Genomic DNA, 19,698 nt, shown 5'->3' on the forward strand with positions numbered 1-19,698 from the left:
TTTTGTGAACCGATGATACCGGGGGCCGCCTTGCCGGCGATGGGCTGCGCAGCAGCCCCAAAACTGCGAGCCTGAAACGCAATGCTGAAAGGTCTGCTATTGGTTCTTTGCCTGGCCCTGGCAACCGCCGAAGCCGAGGACTGGCCTGACCCTGCCTGGCGGAACGACCCTGCCACGTTCGACTGGCAAGCCGTCGACGCCTACGCCTTCCCCCCTCGCACTGCCCCCGACCGCAGCGGCATCCGCACCGACGCGCTGCTGATCATCCGCGACGGCCGTATCCTCCACGAGCGCTACACCGCCCCCACTACTGCCGCCACCGCGTACCTGACCTGGTCGGTAAGCAAGAGCGTACTCGCCACGCTGATGGGCGTGGCCCAAGGCGAAGGGCGCTTCGAGCTGGAAGATCCGGTCACCCGTTTCTACCCCGCCATGCGCGGTCATCCGGGCATACGCATGGCCGATCTGCTGCACTGGGCCAGTGGCCTGGACTGGCAGGAAGACTACGAATACGCCCCGCTCAAGTCCTCGGTGGTGGCCATGCTGTATACCCGTGGCCGCGAGGACATGGCGGCCTATACGGCGGCGCGGGGCGCGTCGGCCAGCCCCGGTCAGCGATTCCTCTACTCCAGTGGCGACAGCAACCTGCTGGCCGCCGCGCTGCGCGGCATGCTGGATGCCGGGCAATATCCCGATTACCCTTGGCACGCGCTTTTCACCCCGCTGGGTATCGACAGCGCAGTGTGGGAGCGTGACCGGGCGGGCACCTACGTGGGCTCTTCCTATCTGTACCTCAGCGCCCGTGACCTGGCGCGTATCGGCTTGCTGATGCAGCGCGACGGCCGTTGGCAAGGCCGGCAACTGCTGCCCAAGGACTGGGTGGCCTTCAACCGCACAGCGTTTGACCATGCCGAGCCTGTGCCGGGTGAGGCCAACCCTGGCGGCCACTGGTGGCTCAACCAGCCGCTGGCCGGCGCCGCGCGGCCTTGGCCAAGTGCGCCCGAAGACACCTACGCCGCCCTTGGCCACTGGGGCCAGGCGCTGTACGTGCTGCCCGCGCAAAAGCTGGTGGTCGTGCGCTATGCCGATGACCGCGACGGCAGTTACCAGCATGACGAACTGCTTAAGCGGGTACTGGCGGCGATGGCCCGGGAGGGCACATGAAGCGGGCCTTGTTGCTGCTACTGGTGATGCTGCTGGGCCTGTTGTTCTGGGCCTGGCAGGAGCGTCAGGCCTTGGCGGATTTCCCCGGCCTCCTCTCGGCCTACTCGGCCAAGGAATACTGCTCGTGCCGCTTCGTCATGGGCTTCGAGCAGGCCTACTGCCAAGGTTATGTAAAGCAGTGGCTGCCGCTGAGCCTGCTGGAGGAAAACAGCCAGCAGCGGCTAGTCACTGCCGAGGGGCTTGGGCGGCGCAACCAGGCTGCCTGGCAGGGCCTGCGCGAGGGTTGCCGCTTGCTGCCATGAAGGCGGGCGGGTAAGGTTGGCGGCTTGGTTTCACGAGATTTGTCATGTTCAAACTGCCCCGTCTACTGCCCGCCTTGTTGCTGGCTTTGTGCCTGCCCGCCCACGCCAATTGGCACCTCGATGGCGAATCGTCGCGCCTGTCGTTCATTACCGGCAAGAACGGTGACACCGCCGAAGTGCACCGCTTCCTGGTGCTGCACGGTACGGTCGACCGCAAAGGCGTGGCGGGGCTGAGCATCGAGATGGACTCTGTCAGCAGCGGCATCCCGCTGCGTGATGAGCAAATGCGCGACAACCTGTTCGAGGTCGGGCGCTTCGCCGAGGCCACGGTAAAGGCGCAGATCGATCTGCGGCCGATCAATGACCTGGCCGATGGTGCACAGATCGAGTTGCGCCTGCCGCTGACGGTCACGTTGCATGGCCAGTCGCACAGCTACAACGCCTTGCTGCTGGCCACTCGCCTGGATGCGCGGCGGTTCCAGGTTGTGACCCTGGAACCGCTGCTGCTGCGCGCCGAGGATTTCGGTTTGCTGCCGGGGCTGGAAAGCCTGCGCAAGTTTGCCGGGCTCAAGTCCATCAACCCGTCGGTGCCGGTTAGCGCGGTGCTGATTTTCACCGCCCGCTGACATGCCGGGGCCGGTCTTCCCCTGGCGGGATGGCAACCAGTTCGAACTGCTGATCGATGGCCCCGAGTTCTTTCCGCGCATGCTGGAGGCAATCGTGGGTGCCGAGTTTCAGGTTGACCTGGAGCTGTACCTGGTCGAGGCCGGGGCCTGTGCCGAGGCCGTGGTCGAAGCGCTGGAGCAGGCCGCCCGGCGTGGTGTGCGGGTGCGTTGCCTGTTCGATGACTATGGCTCGCTGGCCTTCAACAGCGCCCTGCGCCAGCGCCTGCTGGAAGCCGGTGTGTACCTGCGCTGGTACAACCGCCTACGCTGGAAGCGTGGCCTGCGCAACCTGTACCGCGACCACCGCAAGCTTTTGCTGGTGGACGAACGCTGGGCGGTGGTGGGCGGTACGGGCGTAACCGACGAGTTCTGGAAGCCGGGCGACGCGACCAGCGAATGGCATGAGGTGATGGTGCAGATTCAGGGGCCGGTGGTAACCGACTGGCAACTGCTGTTCGACCGCCAGTGGTCCGCCAACAACCGCCGCACCGCCTGGCGCCCTGCCGAAGGCTTCGGCCTTCCGCGCCTGCCCAAGGTGCCGGCCCATGGGCAGGGCATGGGCCGGGTGGCCTATGCCGACGCCCGCCAGCACCAGGACATCCTGCATTCGCTGGTGCGGGCGCTGAACAGTGGCAAGCAACGGGTATGGCTGGCCACGCCGTACTTCCTGCCGACCTGGAGCGTGCGCCGTTCTTTGCGCCGTGCCGCCAGCAAGGGGCTTGATGTGCGCCTGTTGCTGACCGGCCCACGCACCGACCACCCGTCGGTCCGCTATGCAGGGCACCGCTATTACCCACGCCTGCTGCGCGCCGGCGTGCGAATTTTTGAATACCAACCGTGCTTCCTGCACCTGAAAATGGCCGTGGTAGACGACTGGGTCAGCGTCGGGTCGTGCAACTTCGACCACTGGAACCTGCGCTTCAACCTTGAGGCCAACATCGAGGCGCTGGACCCGCCGTTGACAGCGGCGGTGGTGGCCAGCTTCGAGCGCGACTTTGCCTTGAGCCAGGAAGTCGACCTCGACCACTGGCATGCCCGCCCCCTCTGGCGCAGGGTGAAGCAGCGGATCTGGGGCTGGATCGACCGACTGGTGGTCAACGTGCTCGACCGCCGTGACTGACAGCGGCTATCGTGCATTGACTGTTTACCGAAGGAGTGGGTGCGATGACGGCGAAGAAGATTCTGATGCTGGTGGGCGACTACGTCGAGGATTACGAAGCGATGGTGCCGTTCCAGGCCTTGAGCATGGTGGGCCATACCGTGCATGCGGTGTGCCCGGAGAAATTGGCGGGGCAGACTGTGCGCACTGCCATCCATGATTTTGAGGGTGAGCAGACCTACAGCGAAAAGCCGGGGCACAACTTTGCCCTGAATTACGACTTCGTGCGGGTGCGGCCCGAGAGTTACGACGCGCTGCTGATCCCGGGTGGCCGTGCGCCGGAGTACCTGCGCCTGGATGAGAAAGTGCTGGAGCTGGTGCGGGCGTTCGACCAGGCCGGCAAGCCGATTGCGGCGGTGTGCCATGGTGCCCAGCTGTTGGCGGCGGCGGGTGTGCTGGAGGGGCGCGAATGCAGCGCGTACCCCGCGTGTGCGCCGGAAGTGCGTCTGGCGGGCGGCACGTTCATCGACATCGCGGTGGACCAGGCCCATGTGGATGGCAACCTGGTGACTGCACCGGCCTGGCCAGCCCACCCGGCGTGGCTGGCGGCCTTCCTGAAAGTGCTGGGTACCCGTATCGTCTGACCGGGCCCCTTCGCAGCACAAGGCTGCTCCTACAGGGACCCCACAACACTCAGGTCTTGTGCTGGCCCTGTAGGAGCAGCCTTGTGCTGCGAAGAGGCCGGTACAGGCAATGCAGCTCTCTCAGGCTTAGGCTACTTGCTCAACCCAGTCATTGAGGTTGTAGTAGTTGGTCACCCGGGCAATCTTGCCGCAGTGGATATAGAAAAACGCCCCCGCCGGCAGCACATAGGTCTGCCCGTTGGCTGCCGGCAACCCTTGGTCATCGGCCAGGTACTCGCCATGCACGGTGAACTCCGCCGCCGCGCGGCTGCCGTCGGCATTCTGCATCACCACGATATCGGCCAGGCGTTCGCGGTAGCAGCGGTTCATCTTGTCCATGAACGCGGCAAACCGGGCCTTGCCCATTTGCCGCTCGCCCTGGTTGATGTCGTGGATCACGTCCTCGCTCAGCAGGGCGAGAAAGCCCGGCATGTCGCCGGCGTTGAACGCGGCGTAGTAAGCATTTACCAGTTCGGTAGCGGTCATGGAACAGTACCTGTCGTGTAGGGAAAAGGCGGGTCGCTGCCTCGGATGATAGGGTTTCCCTTCAAGCCCGGCTTAGCCGAGCGCGTCATCCACATCGACAAAACGACCGCCACGCATGGAAATACGCCTGTTGCACGGCGCCGCTATCGCGCCATACATCGATGACCTCGCTCGCCTGCGCCTTAGCGTGTTTCGCGAGTTTCCCTACCTGTATGACGGTACCCCGGAGTACGAGGCTGACTACCTGGCCGCCTATGCGCGCTCCGGGCGTAGCCTGGTGGTGCTGGCGCTGGACGATGGCAAAGTGGTAGGCGCTTCCACCGGCCTGCCGCTGGTGGATGTCGCCCCCGAGTTCCAGCAGCCGTTCCTGGCCCAGGGCCGCGACCCGGCCAGCGTGTATTACTTCGGTGAGTCGCTGGTGCTGCCGGAGTACCGAGGCCAGGGCCTGGGCGTGCGCTTCTTCATCGAACGCGAGTCCTATGCGCACAAACTGGCCGAGTTCGATTACTGCGCGTTCTGCGCGGTGGAGCGGCCAGGTGTGCACCCGCGACGGCCGGCAGACTACAAACCTTTGCACGGTTTCTGGCGCAACCGCGGCTTCCTGCATGACCCGTCATTGCGTACCACCTACGCCTGGCGCGACCTGGATGAACAGGAAAGCTCCGACAAGCTGATGTCGTTCTGGCTGAAGGAACTGCCGATATGATCCGCCTGGCGGCCTGCCAGTACGCCATCGAACTGCATGAAACCTGGGACGCCTACGCCGACCACCTGCAGGGCCTGTGCGCCGAGGCCGTGGAGGCGGGCGCAGGCTTGCTGCTGCTGCCGGAATACGCCGGTCTGGTATTGAGCGGCCAACTGAGTGCCGAGCAGCGGGGTGACCTGAAGGCTTCGATTGCCGGCATCCAGCCGTTGATCGAGCCGTGGAGGGCGCTGTGCGAGAGCCTTGCGCGGCGCTGGGGAATCTACCTGCAACCGGGCAGCGTGCCGGTGCTGGACAGCGATGGGCGGTACCGCAACCGTGCCTGGCTGTTCGGCCCCAAGGGTGTGCTGGGTTACCAGGACAAGCTGATGATGACCCGGTTCGAGCGAGAGCAGTGGGACATCGCGGCGGGCCAGGGGCTACAGGTGTTTGACACCGAGTTGGGGCGCCTGGGGATTTTGATCTGTTATGACAACGAATTCCCCATGCTGGCCAGGGGCCTGGCAGAGGCGGGTGCCGACCTGATCCTGGCGCCCAGCTGTACCGATACCGAGGCGGGTTACCACCGGGTACGTATCGGCGCCCAGGCGCGGGCACTGGAGAACCAGATTGCCGTATTGCAGAGCCCTACGGTGGGGCATGCGCCATGGTCGCCTGCGTTGGACGAGAATATCGGGCGGGCAGGGTTGTTCGTTCCGCCGGATCACGGGCTGCCGGGGGATGGAGTGGTGGCGTTGAGCGAGGCACTGAGCCCGGCGTGCAGCCAGTGGCTGGTGTGTGAGGTGGACCTGGAGGAAGTGCGGCGTGTGAGGCGGGAAGGGCAGGTGTTTACCCGCAGGGACTGGCCGGAGCAGTTTGACAGAGTCTTGTGAAAACAGTGGCGCCCGCAAAGCAGGCGCCAATGCTACATCAGGCTTACTTCACTTCGACTGCCAGGCTCTCGGCAATCTTGCTCTGCCACAGGGCAGGGCCAGTGATGTGTACCGATTCACCGTTGCTGTCTACGGCAACGGTAACCGGCATGTCCTTGACGTCGAACTCGTAGATCGCTTCCATGCCCAGTTCGGCGAAGGCCAGGACCTTCGACTTGCGGATGGCCTGGGCCACCAGGTAGGCAGCGCCACCAACGGCCATCAGGTACACGGCCTTGTTGTCCTTGATCGCTTCGATGGCGGTCGGGCCACGCTCGGACTTGCCGATCATGCCCAGCAGGCCGGTCTGCTCAAGGATCTGGCGGGTGAACTTGTCCATGCGGGTAGCGGTGGTCGGGCCGGCAGGGCCTACCACTTCGTCACCGACCGGGTCGACCGGGCCTACGTAGTAGATGAAGCGGCCTTTCAGGTCCACCGGCAGCTCTTCGCCACGGTTGAGCATTTCGACCATGCGCTTGTGCGCGGCATCGCGGCCGGTCAGCATCTTGCCGTTGAGCAGGATGGTTTCGCCCGGTTTCCAGCTGGCGACTTCTTCCGGGGTGATGTCGTCGAGGTTGACGCGGCGGGCACTTGGGCCGGCTTCCCAGACGATTTCCGGGTAGGCGTCCAGCGACGGCGCTTCCAGTTCGGCCGGGCCGGAGCCATCGAGCACGAAGTGGGCGTGACGGGTGGCGGCGCAGTTGGGGATCATGCACACCGGCAGCGATGCGGCGTGGGTCGGGTAGTCCATGATCTTGACGTCGAGCACGGTGGTCAGGCCACCCAGGCCCTGGGCACCGATGCCCAGCTGGTTGACCTTCTCGAACAGCTCCAGGCGGATTTCTTCCAGACGGTTCTGCGGGCCACGGGCTTTCAGCTCGTGGATGTCGATGGATTCCATCAACACTTCCTTGGCCATGACGGCGGCCTTCTCGGCGGTACCGCCGATGCCGATGCCGAGCATGCCAGGCGGGCACCAGCCAGCGCCCATGGTCGGAACGGTCTTCAGCACCCAGTCGACGATCGAGTCGGACGGGTTGAGCATGGCCATCTTCGACTTGTTCTCCGAGCCGCCGCCTTTGGCTGCGACATCGACCTCGACCTTGTCGCCAGGGACAATGGAGTAGTGGATCACTGCCGGGGTGTTGTCCTTGGTGTTCTTGCGGGCACCGGCCGGGTCGGCCAGGATCGAAGCACGCAGCACGTTTTCAGGCAGGTTGTAGGCGCGACGCACACCTTCGTTGATCATGTCGTCGACGCTCAGGGTGGCGCCGTCCCAGCGTACGTCCATGCCCACGCGCACGAACACGGTGACGATACCGGTGTCCTGGCAGATCGGGCGGTGGCCGGTGGCGCACATGCGCGAGTTGATCAGGATCTGGGCGATGGAGTCACGCGCAGCAGGCGACTCTTCACGCAGATAGGCCTCGTGCATGGCCTGGATGAAATCGACGGGGTGGTAGTACGAAATGAATTGCAGGGCGTCGGCGACGCTCTGAATCAGGTCGTCTTGCTTGATCACGGTCATGCAGCGCGCTCCTCTTAAAGACGGGAACATTCATAAAGACGCTCGACGGTGCCGACCAGCATGTCGAAACGCCTTGCAAGGCGCCGGCAGGTCAGGCCGGCGGAAAAAGGCGCGGCAGTATAGCGCGCATCTGTGCCGGGCACACCTTCGGCCGGTCTGGACCATGGTCGGCCGCGGGCAGGCACTGTTCTTGCTGTCTGGCTGAAGAGATAGGATGCTTGACGGGGGCTGGCTTGCCGGCGATTGGGCCGCAAAGCGGCCCCGGCAAGATATAGAGCCAGGAGAGATAGCTGACAATGCCCGAAATATGCGTGGGCGAGCGCCGCTGGGCGGTGCCGACCGGCAGCAACCTGCTCGATGCCTTGAACGAGGCCGGGTTGAATGTGCCCTACAGTTGCCGCGCCGGTAGCTGCCATGCCTGCCTGGTGCATTGCCTGGACGGGCTGCCAGCGGACGCCTTGCCCGAGGCATTGGCGCTGGAGAAACACGCCCAGGGCTGGCGACTGGCTTGCCAGTGTCGGGTAGTAGGTGACCTGCGTGTGGCGGTGTTCGACCCGCAGCAGGATGGCATTCCCGCACAGGTTTGCGCGCTGGACTGGTTCGGTGACGTGCTGCGCCTGCGCCTGCGCCCAGAGCGCGCAGTGCGATATCAGGCGGGCCAGCATGTGGTGTTGTGGAGCGGGGCGGTAGCGCGGCCCTATTCCCTGGCAAGCCTGCCGGGTGAAGACGACTTCCTTGAATTTCATATCGACTGCGAGCGGCCCGGTGCTTTTTGCAGCAAGGCCCGCGGGTTCAAGGTTGGCGACTCGATGCGCTTGGGGGAGCTCAGGGGCGGAGCGTTGCATTACGACCCGGACTGGCAAGGACGACCGCTCTGGTTGCTGGCTGCGGGTACCGGGCTTGCGCCTTTGTGGGGCATTTTGCGCGAGGCGATGCGGCAGGGGCATCAGGGGGAAATCAAGGTGATGCATGTGGCGCATGGCCACGTTCAGCACTACCTGGCTGAGCCGTTGCAGGGGATTGAAGGCGTGAGTGTCGAGCTGGTGCTGGCGGAGCAGTTGGATGAAGCGCTTGCGGCATTGCGGCCGACATCACGGCAGACGGTTGCACTGGTATGTGGCTCGCCGGCGAGCGTGGAGCAGTTTGCACGGCGGCTGTTTATTGCAGGGGTGCCCAGGAACCAGGTGTTTGCCGATGTGTTTGTCGAGCATGCTTGAACAAAAAGGGGCCGCAAAGCGGCCCCCGGGGTAGATCAGCCGACCAGCGGATCACCGACATGCAGGATCTTCATGCCGTTGGTGCCACCGATGGTGTGGTAGCTGTCACCTTTGGTCAGGATCACCCAGTCACCCTGTTCCACCAGGCCGCGCTTGAGCAGTTCGTCGACTGCCGCCTGGCTTACCTTGTCGGCCGGCAGCGAGGCCGGGTCGAAGGCGATCGGGTAGACGCCGCGGAACATCGAGACGCGAGCCTGGGTGGCGCGGTGCGGCGACAGGGCGAAGATCGGCACGTGCGAACGCAGGCGCGACATGATCAGCGGGGTGTAGCCGCTTTCGGTCAGGGCGATGATCGCCTTCACGCCCGGGAAGTGGTTGGCCGTGTACATGGCCGCCAGGGCGATGCTTTCGTCGCAACGCTCGAAGGTGGTGTGCAGGCGGTGGCTGGACTTCTGGTTGGTCGGGTGCTTTTCGGCACCTTGGCAAATCCGCGCCATGGCCTGTACGGCTTCGATCGGGTAGGAACCGGCAGCACTTTCGGCCGACAGCATCACCGCATCGGTGTTGTCCAGCACGGCGTTGGCCACGTCGGACACTTCAGCGCGGGTCGGCATCGGGTTCTGGATCATCGACTCCATCATCTGGGTCGCCACGATCACCGCCTTGTTGTTGCGGCGGGCGTGCTGGATGATCTTTTTCTGGATGCCGATCAGCTCGGCGTCGCCGATTTCCACACCCAGGTCGCCACGGGCAACCATCACCGCGTCGGAGGCGGCGATCAGCTTGTCGAGGGTCTCGTCGTCGGCAACCGCTTCGGCGCGTTCGATCTTGGCCACCAGCCAGGCGCTGCCGCCGGCCTCGTCACGCAGCTTGCGTGCGTATTCCATGTCGCTGGCGTCACGCGGGAAGGAAACGGCCAGGTAGTCCAGGTCCATTTCCGCAGCCAGTTTGATGTCGGCCTTGTCTTTTTCGGTCAGGGCCGGCGCGGTCAGGCCGCCACCTTTACGGTTGATGCCTTTGTGGTCCGACAGCGGGCCACCGATGATCACCACGCAGTGCAGGGCGTCTGCAGTGGCGGTTTCGACGCGCATGACCACACGGCCATCGTCGAGCAGCAGTTCGTCACCGACGCCGCAGTCCTTGACCAAGTCGGGATAGTCGATACCGACGATGTCCTGGTTGCCTTCGGTCAACGGGTGGGCGGTGGAGAAGGTGAACTTGTCACCGATCTTCAATTCGATGCGCTTGTTGGCGAACTTGGCGATGCGGATCTTCGGACCCTGCAGGTCGCCCAGCAGCGCGACATGGCGGCCGTTCTTGGCGGCGATGTCACGGATCAGGCGGGCGCGGGCCTTGTGCTCGTCCGGAGTGCCGTGGGAGAAGTTCAGGCGTGCCACGTCCAGGCCGGCAAGGATCAGTTGCTCGATCACTTCCGGCGAGTTGCTGGCGGGGCCAAGGGTGGCGACGATTTTGGTACGGCGGATGGTCATGCACAGACTCCTATAGTGAAGCGCAGCGAAAGGCTACTCCTGAATCTCGCTGTAGTCATTGTTCCGTTGCACTACCTGCGACCAAGGCAGGGTGGCATTTGAACGGTCGGGGTATCCTTGCAAAAGCCTGTGAAGATTTGTTGGCGTTGGCCGATACACAGGCATCAAAGGAGATCCCCATGCGAGCCCTGATCGTTTTAGCCCTGGCGGCCAGCGCCGTCGGCTGCACCCGCTGGTCCATGGACCACCACCTGAACAATGCCTACCGCGCCTATGATCGTGGCGACTGCGCACGGGTCATGCTGGAGCTGTCGCAGGTCGATCGCACCAGCCGTTCGCGGCCGTTCATCCATCCGGAGGTGTCGCTGCTGCGTGGCCAGTGCCTGGAGCGCCAGGCGCTTTACGTGGATGCCGCGCAGACTTACCAGTACCTGATCCAGAATTACCCGGGCAACGAGTACGCCTATCGTGCCCGGGCACGCCTGCAGACCCTTGAAAAACTTGGTCATGCCCGTAGCGGCGAAGCGGCTGTGGCCAACCCGGTGACGACCACACCTTGGCGATAACACCAAGGTGTGGTTTATTTCACGAGATTTGCGGCGCGCCCTGCGCTAATCTGTAACTCAGCTGTTACAACAACCGCCAGTACCTTGTATTCCTGGCATCAGGTACGGAATACACTCGCGATCATGTTCAACAAGCGCCACATCGAACGCCATCAACTGCCTTGTGTCCTCAAGGTATTCAACCGTTTTACCGGTCAAGAAATCGGCCAGCTGGGTAATGCCTCCGAGGATGGCCTGATGGTAATCAGCCAGCTGCCTGTGCTGGTAGGGCCCGATTACGAACTGCAATTGCGCTTGCCGCTGGTCGGCGGCGGGCATCAGTTCGTCAACCTGACCGCCAGTTGCCTGTGGTGCCGCGAAGACCAGACGCCCGGGCACTACGATTCGGGCTTCATGCTGTTGCAGGCCCCCCGCGAATTCGACGAGTTCGTGCGCTCACTGCGTGATTATTTCAGTTTCCTTCCTGCCAACGCTTCTGTCTGAGGCTGCGCTAGAATCGGGTCGACCTTGATACAGGAAGACCCCGTGACCTCAAGCATTTTCTGGCACGACTACGAAACCACCGGCATCAACCCGCGTTGCGACCGGCCACTGCAGGTGGCCGGCGTGCGCACCGATTTCGACCTTAACGAAATCGACGAGCCGATCAGCCTTTATTGCCGGCCTTCCGACGACATCCTGCCGCACCCGGCGGCTTGCCTGGTGACAGGCATCACCCCGCAGTTGCTGGCCGAGCAAGGCCTGTGCGAGGCCGAGTTCATGACCCGGGTGCATGCGCAACTGGCGCAGCCGGGTACCTGTGGCGCTGGCTACAACACCCTGCGCTTCGACGATGAAGTGACCCGCTACAGTTTGTACCGTAACTTTTTCGACCCGTATGCCCGGGAGTGGCAGGGCGGCAACAGCCGCTGGGACCTGATCGACATCGTGCGGACCGCCTACGCCTTGCGTCCTGACGGTATTCAATGGCCACAACAGGATGGGCGCACCAGCCTGCGCCTTGAACTGTTGAGCAAGGCCAATGGCATTGACCATGGGCATGCCCACGAGGCGCTTTCCGACGTGCGGGCAACCATTGCCCTGGCCCGTCTGATTCGGCAAAAACAGCCCAAGTTGTATGACTGGCTCTTCCAGTTGCGCAGCAAGCATAAGGTGATGGAACAGATCCGTTTGTTGCAGCCACTGGTGCATATATCCGGGCGCTTTTCGGCGGCGCGTAATTACCTGGGTGTCGTATTGCCATTAGCCTGGCACCCGCGTAATCGCAATGCGCTGATCGTCTGCGACTTGCATCAGGAATCCCTACCGTTACTGAGGGAAAGTGCTGAGGTTCTACGCCAGCGCTTGTATACCCGTCACGATGCGCTGGCCGAGGGTGAATTACCGGTGCCGCTCAAATTGGTGCAGATCAATCGCTGCCCGGTACTGGCGCCATTGTCGGTATTGCGCCCGGCCGATCAACAACGATTGGGCCTGGACTTGACGTTGTTACAATTGCGCGGCGAACAGTTGGCTAATCAACAGGCGCAATGGCAAGACAAGCTGGAGCACATCTACGGCAAGGAAGACTTCGCCCCGAGTGAAGACCCGGAACAGCAGTTGTATGACGGTTTTGTGGGGGACCGAGACCGCCGCTTATGTGAGCAAGTGCGTGCGCTGGAACCCGCGCAGTTGGGCCGTGGCCAGTGGATGTTCGATGACCCGCGTTTACCGGAATTGCTGTTCCGCTATCGGGCGCGCAACTTCCCTGAGACCTTGACCAGCGAAGAACGCCAGCGCTGGTATGGCTTCTGTCAGCAACGACTGAGTGACCCGCAGTGGGGAGCACCCAATACGCTGGGCGACTTCGAGCAGGCGCGTCAGCAAGCCTGGGAAGGCGCTGACGAGGCTGGCCGGCGTGTACTGGAGGCTTGGCAAATGCATGCCCGGCAATTGCAGACACAATTTGCAATTGACTGACAGCGGCGCAAACAAAAACGCCGGCAATGTGCCGGCGTTTTTGTTGCGTTAAGCAAAAGGCAAATGCTGACAATCAGTCCAGCAGGGTTGCCCAGCTCTCAACCACATCACCACCCCAAGTGGCTTTCCACTCTTTCAGGGTCTTGTGGTTGCCGCCTTTGGTTTCGATCACTTCACCGTTGTGCGGGTTTTTGTATTGCTTGACCTTGCGCGCACGTTTGGTGGCAGTAGGTTTGACCGCGCCGCGAGGTGCCTTGCTCAGTTTCGACTCTGGGTCGAGCAGGGCAATCACGTCGCGCAGCGACTTGGAGTACTCGCCCATCAGAGTGCGCAGTTTGCCTTCGAACTCCAGTTCTTTCTTCAGCTTGTCATCCTGCGACAGGTTGGCCAGGCGGGCCTGAAGTTCCTTGATGGCTTCTTCGGTGGCGCGGTACTCGTTGATCAGGGACATGGAGTGTTCCTTTAATGCGTGTTCAGAAATGTGTGGGGCAATAATAGACAGGCCATACTCGCAAGTAAACATGATATTCCGCGATTAACTGTTAATTAAGCTGTGACAACATTTCGCTACGTGAACAAAAATTTACTTACAAACCCTGCATTTCGTCATCTCTGTCAGGCAATGCCTGCGCCGGGTATGCGGGTCGGCATACGCCATCGCCGCTGCGATCAATACTGCGTTTTTTCTGGCGGACCGCTAGAATAGGCGCCTTTGCGAAGTTCTGGAGTCTCATTCATGCGCACCTATCGTCTGGTGATCGCCTGCCCCGACCGTGTAGGCATCGTGGCGAAAGTCAGTAATTTCCTGGCCTTGTACAATGGCTGGATCAACGAAGCCAGCCACCACTCTGATGAGCAGAGCGGTTGGTTCTTCATGCGCCATGAAATCCGTGCCGAATCGCTGCCGTTCGGTATCGAAGCCTTCCGCGAGGCGTTTGCGCCGATCGCCGAAGAGTTCTCCATGACCTGGCGCATTACCGACTCGGCGCAGAAAAAGCGTGTGGTACTGATGGCCAGCCGTGAGTCGCACTGCCTGGCCGACCTGCTGCATCGCTGGCACACCGATGAACTGGATTGCGAGATCCCTTGCGTGATTTCCAACCACGACGACCTGCGCAGCATGGTCGAGTGGCATGGCATTCCGTTCTTCCATGTACCGGTCGACCCCAAGGACAAGGCACCGGCCTTTGCCGAAGTGTCGCGCCTGGTCCAGGAGCACGCCGCCGATGTGGTGGTGCTGGCCCGTTACATGCAGATCCTGCCGCCGCAACTGTGCCGGGACTTTGCTGAAAAGGTGATCAACATCCACCACAGCTTCCTGCCGTCGTTCGTCGGCGCCAAGCCTTACCACCAGGCCTCCCTGCGTGGGGTGAAACTGATCGGCGCGACCTGCCACTACGTCACCGAAGAGCTCGACGCCGGCCCGATCATCGAGCAGGACGTGGTGCGTGTCAGCCATGCCGACAGCATCGAGGACATGGTCCGCTTTGGCCGTGATGTGGAGAAGATGGTGCTGGCCCGTGGCCTGCGTTATCACCTGGAAGACCGGGTGCTGGTGCATGGCAACAAGACTGTCGTTTTCGATTGATGATGCAGGGGGCGCAAAGCGCCCCCGGCAATCTTGAAAGGAACACTGATGGCCAAACAACGCAACACCCCTACCGCCTCACCACCTCCCACTCTCGGCGAAGGTTGCCTGGCCCGCTACGACCCCGAAGCCCTGGATGACACCGACGGCACCGACTTCCCCGGCGCTGCCGAACTCTGGCAACAGCTCAACCCGCCTGACGCCGCCAGCGCTCCAGCAACGGACGCGCCAGCAGGCACACGAACACCGGGCCGCCTGCCAGCAGATAAAAGTAGTAAGTAACCGCCCGCCATATCAGGATCGCCGCCGCTGCGGTAGAACTGCCCACCCATGGCGTCAGCAGGCTGGCCGAAGTCAGCTCGGCGGCACCGGCGCCCCCTGGCAGCAGGCTGAACTGGCCGGCACTGAGCGACAGCATCTGCACCAGAAAGCTGGGGATCCATGCCAGGTCCACCCCCAACCCCCTCAATACCAGATACAAAACGCTGTAGCGCAGGCCCCAGTGTAGGCAGGTCAAGGTGAACACCAGGCTTAACGTGCGCTTGGGCAACTGCCAGGTCTGCGCCAGCGCGTGCATGAAGTGCAACAGCTTGCGTGCCCAGCGTCGTTTGCGCTGCTGGCTCATGCCCAGGCGCCGCAGCAGCCTGCCGTTCAAGCGCATGACCTGGCGGCGATAGCGCAGCAGCCCGGCCACCCCGGCCAGTGCTGTGCACAGTAGCAGCGCACTGCCCAGCAACATGCTTTCCTGGCTGCGGCCCAGGCTGTGGAACAGTGCGTAACCGGCTATCGCCAGCATTGCGCAGAAGAAAAACACCAGGTCGTTCAACTGGTCCATGGCGAATACAGCGCCGCTGCGTGCCGGGCTGATGCGGTCACGCGCCAGCAGGGCCATGAGGGTCAAGGGCCCGCCGCTGCCGCCGGGGGTGGTGCAGATGGCAAATTCGGTGGCCATGACCACGCCCAGGCTGCGCAGTGGCCCAAGCCTGGCACCTTGCTGGCCGAGCAACAGGCGCAAGCGAATGGCGTTGATCGCCCAGCACAGCAGGATCATGCCCAGCAGAGTGAGCATCAGCACAGGGTCGAAGCGTTGCAGCCTCGGCAGCAGCTCGCTGCCACCGAGCAGGATCGGCACCAGCAATGCCGCGAGCAGTGCCAGGCCCAGCCAGGCCAGGCGGTTCATGCGCTGGCCTGGCGGTCCAGCCAGGCCGATTTGGTCAGTGGCTCGCGGCCTTGAGCCAGCAGGCTGCGCAAGGTGTTCAGCCAGTATTCACGGGAGGTGCGGTGGCGCATGTCCACCGGGTGCAAGCCCAGGCGCAGGGTCTCGGCATCGCGCCAACGGCGGCATTGCCAGTCGCACAAAACCCTTGAAAGCCCTCGGCGCCAGGCGCTGCGGGCACTCCACACCAGCCCCGGGGCTTCGATCGCGGTGAAGTCCGGTAAGCGGTACAGGTGCTGTGGCGTGCTGGTGTAACGCAGCGGCAGGCGGCGCAAGGCCTGGCGGGTGCCCTCGCTCATCAGCCAGGCTGGCGCGACAAAGCCGGCCACAGGCCACCCCTGCTGGTGGAACATTGCCAGGCCGCGCTCCAGCCGTTGCAGGGCCTGCTGCTGGTCGAGGCCGTAGAACTCACCTTCGTGGGTATAGATACGGCGCATGAAGTAGTCGCCGGGCGTGCGGGGCGGCGGGCCGTTGTCGGCATGGTAATAGCCGTGCAAGGCCAGTTCGTCGCCCTGACCCAGGCGCCGGTCAAGCAAGCGGCAGAAGGTGGGAGAACGCAGCAGCAGGTTGCGCTGGTGGAAGTCCGGCACCACAAGCCAGGTCATCGGGACGCCGCCGAGGCTGTCGACGGCTTCGACGAAGGGTTGGTAGTCCGGCCAGGTCTCGGGCGCAACATCATGCAGCACCAGCATCAGGCTACGTGACGCCGGCCGTGCCTCAACCATGAGCGCGCACCTGCGGCGGGTGGCCGAGCACGGCCTGATAGTGTTGCAGCAGGCCGCAGACCACGTTGTCCCATGAATAGTGCTGCTCCACGTGGCGGCGAGCCTGCGCCCCGAGTGAGCGTACGCCGGCCTCGAACGCTTCGCGCACGGCCGCTGCCATGGCCTGGCCATCGTTGGGGCGGCACAGGCGCCCGCACTGTTCGTTGACGATTTCGCCGAAGGCGCCGGCGCGCACGGCCACCACGGGGGTGGCGCTGGCCATCGCTTCGAGGATGACCAGGCCGAAGGTTTCCTGGTCTCCGGCGTGCACCAGCAGGTCGGCGCTGGCCAGCAGCCGGGCAACTTCCGGGGCCGGGCAGAAGTGGTCGATCACGCTGACGTTGCGCGGCACGTTGGCCGGCATGTTCGAACCCACCAGCAGCAGGTGGTAGGGGGCACCCAGCTGCTTCATGCAGTCGAGCAGCACCGGCAGGTTCTTTTCCCGCGAGCCGCGGCCGGCATAGATCAGCAAACGGCTGGTGTCGGCAATGCCCAGTTCTGCGCGCAGGTGCGGGTCGCGCTGGCCGGGGTTGAAGGTGGCCAGGTCCACGCCCAGGCGCTGCACATGCACATCGCGAACGCCCAAGCGGCGCAATTTGTCGGCCATTACCTGGCTGGGCGCCAGCACCCGGTCGAAATTGCCGTACAGCTTGCTGACATAGGCCTCGACATTGGGCGTGAACCAGTTGCCCATACGGTTGCTGACCAGCAACGGCAGGTCGGAATGGTAGAAGCCGATCACCGGCACATCCAGTTGACGCCGTGCCTCCAGCGCTGCCCAGGCGGTCAGGTAGGGGTCGCCGACTTCGATCAGGTCGGGCTTGAGCCGTCGCAGTTCACTGCACCAGGGGGCCAGGCGTACCGGGAAGCGGTAACCCTTGCCGAATGGCAGAGGCGGGGCGGGCACTTGATAGATGCCATCGGCGTGCTGTGCACTGGCACCGGGGATCAGCAGGCTGTGGCGTACGCCGTGCATGGCGTCAAGGCGGCGGTGTTTGGCATCAAGATAGGTACGTACGCCGCCGCTGGCCGGGGCGTAGAACATGGTGATGTCGGCGATGTGCACGATCAGCATCCCTCCGGGATCATCTTCGGTCTGTCATTCGGCGGTAACTGCCGGCGATGACGCGCCTAAAGGTGGACCTTTCAGAAGGATAGTTTGTTCGATCGGTTTGAGGAGAGGGGGAGTTCGGAATCCTTGTAGGAGCAGCCTTGTGCTGCGAAGAGGCCGGTGAAGGCAACATGGCAGTACTGCCTGTACTGGCCTCTTCGCAACACAAGGTTGCTCCTGCAGAGGAGGGTGTAGCTCCGGTCAGATGCGGAAACTGCCCACCAGTTGCTTCAGGCGGCCGGCCTGCTGCTCAAGGTCCGAGCAGGCGCGCAGGGTGGCTTGCAGGTTCTCCACGCCTTCCTGGTTGAGCATGTTGATCTCGTTGATGTCCATGTTGATCGCCTCGACCACGGCGGTCTGCTCTTCGGTGGCGGTGGCCACCGACTGGTTCATGCCGTCGATCTCGCTGATGCGCACGGTAACGCTGTCCAGCCGCTCACCGGCCTGGTTGGCGATCTGCACGCTGTCCTGGCTGTGGCGCTGGCTCTGGTCCATGGTCTCGACCGACGCGCGGGCGCCAACCTGCAGCTCTTCGATCATGGTCTGCACTTGCTGCGCCGATTCCTGGGTGCGGTGCGCCAGGTTGCGCACTTCATCGGCCACCACCGCAAAACCACGGCCGGCTTCACCGGCACGGGCCGCTTCGATGGCGGCGTTCAGCGCCAGCAGGTTGGTTTGCTGGGAAATGCTGGTGATCACTTCGAGGATCTGGCCAATGTTGACGGTCTTGTTGTTCAGCGTCTCGATGTGCCCGCTGGAACTGACGATCAGGTCGGACAGGCGGTTCATCGCCGCAATGTTGCGCTCGACCACCTGTTGCCCCTCTTCGGCCAGCAGGCGAGCCGAACTGGCATGTTGCGACGCTTGGGCGGCGTTGCCCGCGATTTCCTGTGCGGCGGCGCCCAGTTCGTTGATGGCGGCCGCCACGCTGTTGGTCCGGTTGGACTGCTCGTCAGAGTTGGTCATCGACGAGTTCGAGGCGCTGATGACACGCAGGGCTACTTCGTTGACTTGTTCGGTGGCCGAGGACACCTCGCTGATCGAGCTGTGAATGCGCTCGACGAAACGGTTGAAGGCGGTGCCCAGGATGCCGAACTCGTCGTGGTTGTGAATGCGCAGGCGTTTGGTCAGGTCGCCTTCACCTTCGGCGATGTCTTCCATGGCGCGGGTCATGGTGTGCAGCGGCTGCATCAGCACGTTTATCAGCAGCCCGAGCAGGCCGATGATGATCACCACCGCCACTACCGTGGCGATCACCGCCGAGGTGCGGAAGGTGCTGAGCATCGAGAAGGCCTTGTCCTTGTCCACCGACAGGCCGATGTACCAGTTGGCCGAAGGCAGGCCGGTGATCGGGGTGAAGGTCAGCAGGCGGGCCTGGCCATCGCTTTGCACTTCGGTCAGCTCACCGGTCAGTTTTGGCGTGTGCTGCGGGAACAGGTCCGACAGCGACTTCATCACCAGGTCTTTGTCAGGGTGCACCAGGACCTTGCCCTGGTCGTTGACCAGGAAGGCGTAGCCCATGCCGCCGAAGTTCAGCGAGTTGATGATCTGCACCAGGCCATCCAGGGCCAGGTCGCCACCGACCACGCCGACACTGCTGGAAACCTTGCTGAGGATGCCAATGACCATCTTGTTGGTGGTCATGTCGATGTACGGTTCGGTCAGTGTCGCGCCGGCGGCACTCATGCCGTCCTTGTACCAGGGGCGCGTGCGCGGGTCGTAGCCATCGGGCATTTTTGCGTCCGGGCGTACGCTGAAACCGCCGTCCACCTTGCCCAGGTAAACGGTGAGGAAGCTGGAAATGAGCGCGTTCTGGGCCATCAGGGTTTCGGCGTTGGTGGGGTCCTGGGCAATGTTCTGTGCCAGGTTTTCCACCAGCTTGATTCGGCCGTCGAACAGGTTGCGGATGTTGGTCGAAGTGGAGGCGCCCATTTCAGCCAGATAGTTTTCCAGGTCCTCGCGGATCGCATTACGCTGGAGGTAATCGTTGTAGAGCGTGAAAAGGCTGAAGGCGAGTATCACGATCAATGATGCTGCCAAAAGAATCTTGTGGCTGAAACGAAGGCTTTTGTTCATGGCGTAATCGGTTCCGCTAAGGTGTTATATCAGGCGTTCGCACGGGTGGAGCCGCAAAGCAGTGCAACATCCCGAAAAGTCCCTTTTCGGTTGTTCCTCTCTAATTAAGGCGAATATCACCCAAAGGTATCGGCCGAATTAAGGTAAAGCTTGAGCAGAGGATTACAGAG

Annotated in this window: 20 protein-coding genes and 1 pseudogene; 12 read left to right on the plus strand and 9 right to left on the minus strand. The window is 62.9% G+C overall.

What is annotated here, in order from left to right; genetic code table 11:
- The first annotated feature begins 81 nt into the window (after positions 1 to 81).
- From SB756_RS12710 to SB756_RS12730, 5 genes are read left to right on the plus strand one after another with little or no spacing between them, the layout of a single operon-like run.
- The gene (locus SB756_RS12710; protein ID WP_410910912.1) at positions 82 to 1,164 is read left to right on the plus strand and encodes a serine hydrolase domain-containing protein; all 1,083 of its coding nucleotides are present in this window, start codon (positions 82 to 84) and stop codon (positions 1,162 to 1,164) included.
- Positions 1,161 to 1,466 carry an amidase gene (locus tag SB756_RS12715; RefSeq protein ID WP_410910913.1) on the plus strand — a complete coding sequence of 102 codons (306 nt, stop codon included), beginning with the start codon at positions 1,161 to 1,163 and terminating at the stop codon, positions 1,464 to 1,466. The genes SB756_RS12710 and SB756_RS12715 overlap by 4 nt, the downstream gene beginning before the upstream one ends.
- Before the next feature lie 44 nt (positions 1,467 to 1,510).
- Positions 1,511 to 2,092 (plus strand): YceI family protein, encoded by a 582-nt coding sequence (locus tag SB756_RS12720; protein WP_016498097.1) that lies wholly within the window; start codon positions 1,511 to 1,513, stop codon positions 2,090 to 2,092.
- 1 nt (position 2,093) lies between these two features.
- A complete protein-coding gene (locus SB756_RS12725) occupies positions 2,094 to 3,251 on the plus strand; it encodes a phospholipase D-like domain-containing protein (protein WP_341796686.1) in 1,158 nt (385 codons plus the stop codon).
- A 44-nt stretch (positions 3,252 to 3,295) separates the two neighbouring features.
- Positions 3,296 to 3,874, plus strand: a complete 579-nt coding sequence (locus tag SB756_RS12730; protein ID WP_016498099.1) for a DJ-1/PfpI family protein — start codon at positions 3,296 to 3,298, stop codon at positions 3,872 to 3,874.
- 126 nt (positions 3,875 to 4,000) lie between these two features.
- Here the strand turns inward: SB756_RS12730 and SB756_RS12735 are convergent, their stop codons facing one another.
- Positions 4,001 to 4,399: a nuclear transport factor 2 family protein gene (locus tag SB756_RS12735; protein WP_016498100.1), complete on the minus strand. Its 399-nt coding sequence runs from the start codon at positions 4,397 to 4,399 to the stop codon at positions 4,001 to 4,003.
- A 115-nt stretch (positions 4,400 to 4,514) separates the two neighbouring features.
- Here SB756_RS12735 and SB756_RS12740 point away from each other — a divergent pair, with 115 nt between their 5' ends.
- Together SB756_RS12740 and SB756_RS12745 are read left to right on the plus strand one after the other, a co-directional pair.
- Entirely contained in the window at positions 4,515 to 5,105 is a 591-nt protein-coding gene (locus SB756_RS12740; RefSeq protein WP_016498101.1) for a GNAT family N-acetyltransferase, read from the plus strand.
- A complete protein-coding gene (locus SB756_RS12745; protein WP_410910914.1) occupies positions 5,102 to 5,974 on the plus strand; it encodes a carbon-nitrogen hydrolase family protein in 873 nt (290 codons plus the stop codon). Before SB756_RS12740 ends, SB756_RS12745 begins: the two co-directional genes overlap by 4 nt.
- 43 nt (positions 5,975 to 6,017) lie before the next feature.
- On the opposite strand, the gene SB756_RS12750 is transcribed toward SB756_RS12745, so the two are convergent.
- Positions 6,018 to 7,541 carry a fumarate hydratase gene (locus SB756_RS12750; protein WP_016498103.1) on the minus strand — a complete coding sequence of 508 codons (1,524 nt, stop codon included), beginning with the start codon at positions 7,539 to 7,541 and terminating at the stop codon, positions 6,018 to 6,020.
- 296 nt (positions 7,542 to 7,837) lie between these two features.
- On the opposite strand from SB756_RS12750, the gene SB756_RS12755 reads away from it, so the two are divergent.
- Positions 7,838 to 8,758, plus strand: a complete 921-nt coding sequence (locus tag SB756_RS12755; protein WP_063422274.1) for an iron-sulfur-binding ferredoxin reductase — start codon at positions 7,838 to 7,840, stop codon at positions 8,756 to 8,758.
- Between the two features lie 35 nt (positions 8,759 to 8,793).
- Here SB756_RS12755 and pyk read toward each other — a convergent pair whose 3' ends face one another.
- Positions 8,794 to 10,248: a pyruvate kinase gene (pyk, locus tag SB756_RS12760; protein WP_016498105.1), complete on the minus strand. Its 1,455-nt coding sequence runs from the start codon at positions 10,246 to 10,248 to the stop codon at positions 8,794 to 8,796.
- Between the two features lie 179 nt (positions 10,249 to 10,427).
- Between pyk and SB756_RS12765 the strand changes: the two genes are divergently transcribed.
- From SB756_RS12765 to sbcB, 3 genes are all read left to right on the plus strand, one after another.
- The gene (locus tag SB756_RS12765; protein ID WP_410910915.1) at positions 10,428 to 10,814 is read left to right on the plus strand and encodes a tetratricopeptide repeat protein; all 387 of its coding nucleotides are present in this window, start codon (positions 10,428 to 10,430) and stop codon (positions 10,812 to 10,814) included.
- A 123-nt stretch (positions 10,815 to 10,937) separates the two neighbouring features.
- Positions 10,938 to 11,297 (plus strand): PilZ domain-containing protein, encoded by a 360-nt coding sequence (locus tag SB756_RS12770; protein ID WP_016498107.1) that lies wholly within the window; start codon positions 10,938 to 10,940, stop codon positions 11,295 to 11,297.
- A gap of 42 nt (positions 11,298 to 11,339) precedes the next feature.
- On the plus strand, positions 11,340 to 12,773 hold the full coding sequence (gene sbcB, locus SB756_RS12775) for an exodeoxyribonuclease I (RefSeq protein WP_041167573.1): 1,434 nt from the start codon (positions 11,340 to 11,342) through the stop codon (positions 12,771 to 12,773).
- 73 nt (positions 12,774 to 12,846) lie between these two features.
- On the opposite strand, the gene mvaT is transcribed toward sbcB, so the two are convergent.
- On the minus strand, positions 12,847 to 13,224 hold the full coding sequence (gene mvaT, locus SB756_RS12780; protein ID WP_016498109.1) for a histone-like nucleoid-structuring protein MvaT: 378 nt from the start codon (positions 13,222 to 13,224) through the stop codon (positions 12,847 to 12,849).
- A gap of 285 nt (positions 13,225 to 13,509) precedes the next feature.
- On the opposite strand from mvaT, the gene purU reads away from it, so the two are divergent.
- Positions 13,510 to 14,361, plus strand: a complete 852-nt coding sequence (gene purU / locus SB756_RS12785; RefSeq protein ID WP_063422272.1) for a formyltetrahydrofolate deformylase — start codon at positions 13,510 to 13,512, stop codon at positions 14,359 to 14,361.
- Between the two features lie 187 nt (positions 14,362 to 14,548).
- Here purU and SB756_RS12790 read toward each other — a convergent pair whose 3' ends face one another.
- From SB756_RS12790 to SB756_RS12810, 5 genes and pseudogenes are all read right to left on the minus strand, one after another.
- Entirely contained in the window at positions 14,549 to 15,541 is a 993-nt protein-coding gene (locus tag SB756_RS12790; protein ID WP_016498112.1) for a lysylphosphatidylglycerol synthase transmembrane domain-containing protein, read from the minus strand.
- Entirely contained in the window at positions 15,538 to 16,302 is a 765-nt protein-coding gene (locus SB756_RS12795) for a DUF2334 domain-containing protein (protein WP_410910916.1), read from the minus strand. Before SB756_RS12795 ends, SB756_RS12790 begins: the two co-directional genes overlap by 4 nt.
- Positions 16,295 to 17,416, minus strand: a complete 1,122-nt coding sequence (locus tag SB756_RS12800; RefSeq protein ID WP_341796681.1) for a glycosyltransferase family 4 protein — start codon at positions 17,414 to 17,416, stop codon at positions 16,295 to 16,297. Before SB756_RS12800 ends, SB756_RS12795 begins: the two co-directional genes overlap by 8 nt.
- Positions 17,417 to 17,653: 237 nt before the next feature.
- Positions 17,654 to 18,418 (minus strand): methyl-accepting chemotaxis protein, encoded by a 765-nt coding sequence (locus tag SB756_RS12805; RefSeq protein ID WP_370453622.1) that lies wholly within the window; start codon positions 18,416 to 18,418, stop codon positions 17,654 to 17,656.
- Positions 18,419 to 18,511: 93 nt separating this feature from the next.
- A pseudogene (locus SB756_RS12810) lies at positions 18,512 to 19,528 on the minus strand (cache domain-containing protein); the annotation flags it as partial.
- Positions 19,529 to 19,698: the final 170 nt, after the last annotated feature.

Origin of the sequence: Pseudomonas sp. SIMBA_068, from assembly GCF_046534705.1 — a bacterium.
Lineage (GTDB): Bacteria > Pseudomonadota > Gammaproteobacteria > Pseudomonadales > Pseudomonadaceae > Aquipseudomonas > Aquipseudomonas putida.